Genomic DNA, 1,776 nt, shown 5'->3' on the forward strand with positions numbered 1-1,776 from the left:
GCCATGAAACGACGCATCGCGAGCTTGTTCCGGAATGGTCGCAGCCAGGCCGTTCGGCTGCCGAAGGGCTTTACCTTTGATGCCGACGAGGTGGTGATCGAAAAGAGTGGCGACACGTTGATTCTGCGCGCCAAACCCCGGTCCTGGGATGATTATTTCCGGGGTCCCGGCGAGACCCTGCCCGAAGACTTCCCCGATTCGATCGAGGATCACGTGGCGCAGGACCGCGAGGCATTGTGACCCGTGCGCTACATGTTGGACACGAACATCTGCATCTACATCATGAAGCGCCGCCCGCCCGAAGTGCATGAGCGGCTGCGTCACGTTTCGGTGGGCGATGTGGGGCTGTCCGCGGTGGTTGTGGCCGAACTGCGGTACGGGGTGCGGCGCTCGCATTACCGCGAACGCAGCGAGGCCGCACTTGAACGCTTTCTGGCGTTCACGAAGGTCTGCGACTGGCCGGAAGAAGCCACCGAGCACTATGCCGACATCCGCGCGGAACTCGAACGCGCCGGCACGCCAATCGGCGCCAACGATCTCCTTATCGCGGCGCATGCCCGCGCCACCAACGCCATCCTCGCCACCAACAATGGCCGGGAGTTCGATCGCGTGCCGGGGCTACAAATGGAAAACTGGGTGTCGGCACCCTGACGGAGAAGGAGCCGCTTGTTTCGGTGGAGCGGGGCGTGCCGGAGCAGGAGCTGACACTGAAGCGCGAGGCCTTGCAGCGTGGTCAACTGACTGGCGGCCAGCGCTTCGTGAACGAGGTCGAGCAGATCATCGGTTGCCGCATTGAGCGCCGCCGTCCCGGCCACCCGCCATCACGCCGGACGTGAGAAAATAAATCTGTCCCCGTTTTCACGCCTGTCTCCTGCGGGGCGATGCTTCCGCTGGGTCGGGCATGCGTGACTGGCCTACAATCAAGTTTATGCGACTGAGCTCGGAACACATGCAAGCGATCCGCGACGTGGTGCGCCGCGAATGTGGGCCCAGTGCGCGCGTTCGCCTGTTTGGTTCGCGCCTGGATGATGCGCGGCGAGGCGGCGATGTCGACGTGCTGGTCGAGCTGGACGACCCTGTCGAGCGCCCGGCCGTACTTTCCGCGCGTCTCTCGGCCATGCTCAGCCGGCAGCTCCAGGGGCGCGCGGTGGATGTGGTGCTCTCCGCGCCAAACATCACCCAGAGCCCGGTCCATCGCACTGCCGAAAAAGAAGGGCGGCTTCTGTGAAGATAGAGTCCGACCAGCTCGAGCGTCTGCGCTTTCTCGCGCGTGTCGTTCAGCGGGAGCAAAAGCATCTTCTGACCACCGATCAACGCGTGTTCAACGAGCCGTTTACCCCGGAGCGTGCAAGCGGACTCGCGGACCATGTCGATGAAGCCGAACGCGTGGAAGCCTTCGTCAGCCGGTTCGGCCGCTTGCAGGATACGCTGGGGGATAAGTTGCTGCCGCTCTACCTGGAAGCCCTGGGAGAACACCTTGGCGCAACGATCGATAACCTCGACCGGGCCGAAAAACTCGGGTTGATCCCTTCCAGTGATGACTGGCTGGCCATGCGCAAATTACGCAATCAGATGGTGCACGAATACATCGAGGACTCGACAACCCTGGCCGACGCGCTACAGGCCGGGCACGAATTCGTACCGACGCTGACCGCCGTAGTCAAAGCGTTCCTCACCGACATGCGCGCCCGCGGTTGGGCAAACGTGTAGGAGCCCAGCCCCCTGGGCGATCGGGCATGTCCAGCGCCCCAATCGCCGAGAGGGCTCGGCTCCTAC

Annotated in this window: 4 protein-coding genes and 1 pseudogene; all 5 read left to right on the top strand. The window is 63.4% G+C overall.

Annotated elements, in window-relative coordinates:
* Nucleotides 1–3: 3 nt before the first annotated feature.
* The 5 genes and pseudogenes from ACESLR_RS11500 (at nt 4) to ACESLR_RS11520 (ending at nt 1,710) form a co-directional block, all read left to right on the top strand.
* Nucleotides 4–240 (top strand): antitoxin, encoded by a 237-nt coding sequence (locus tag ACESLR_RS11500; protein ID WP_373054633.1) that lies wholly within the window; start codon nt 4–6, stop codon nt 238–240.
* Nucleotides 241–243: 3 nt separating this feature from the next.
* Nucleotides 244–651: a type II toxin-antitoxin system tRNA(fMet)-specific endonuclease VapC gene (vapC, locus tag ACESLR_RS11505; RefSeq protein WP_373054624.1), complete on the top strand. Its 408-nt coding sequence runs from the start codon at nt 244–246 to the stop codon at nt 649–651.
* Between the two features lie 23 nt (nt 652–674).
* A pseudogene (locus ACESLR_RS11510) lies at nt 675–836 on the top strand (transposase); the annotation flags it as partial.
* 92 nt (nt 837–928) lie between these two features.
* On the top strand, nt 929–1,228 hold the full coding sequence (locus tag ACESLR_RS11515) for a nucleotidyltransferase domain-containing protein (RefSeq protein ID WP_373067496.1): 300 nt from the start codon (nt 929–931) through the stop codon (nt 1,226–1,228).
* On the top strand, nt 1,225–1,710 hold the full coding sequence (locus ACESLR_RS11520; RefSeq protein WP_373054626.1) for a hypothetical protein: 486 nt from the start codon (nt 1,225–1,227) through the stop codon (nt 1,708–1,710). Before ACESLR_RS11515 ends, ACESLR_RS11520 begins: the two co-directional genes overlap by 4 nt.
* Nucleotides 1,711–1,776 lie beyond the last annotated feature (66 nt).

Source organism: Thioalkalivibrio sp. (assembly GCF_041685615.1).
Classification (GTDB): Bacteria; Pseudomonadota; Gammaproteobacteria; order Ectothiorhodospirales; family Ectothiorhodospiraceae; genus Thioalkalivibrio.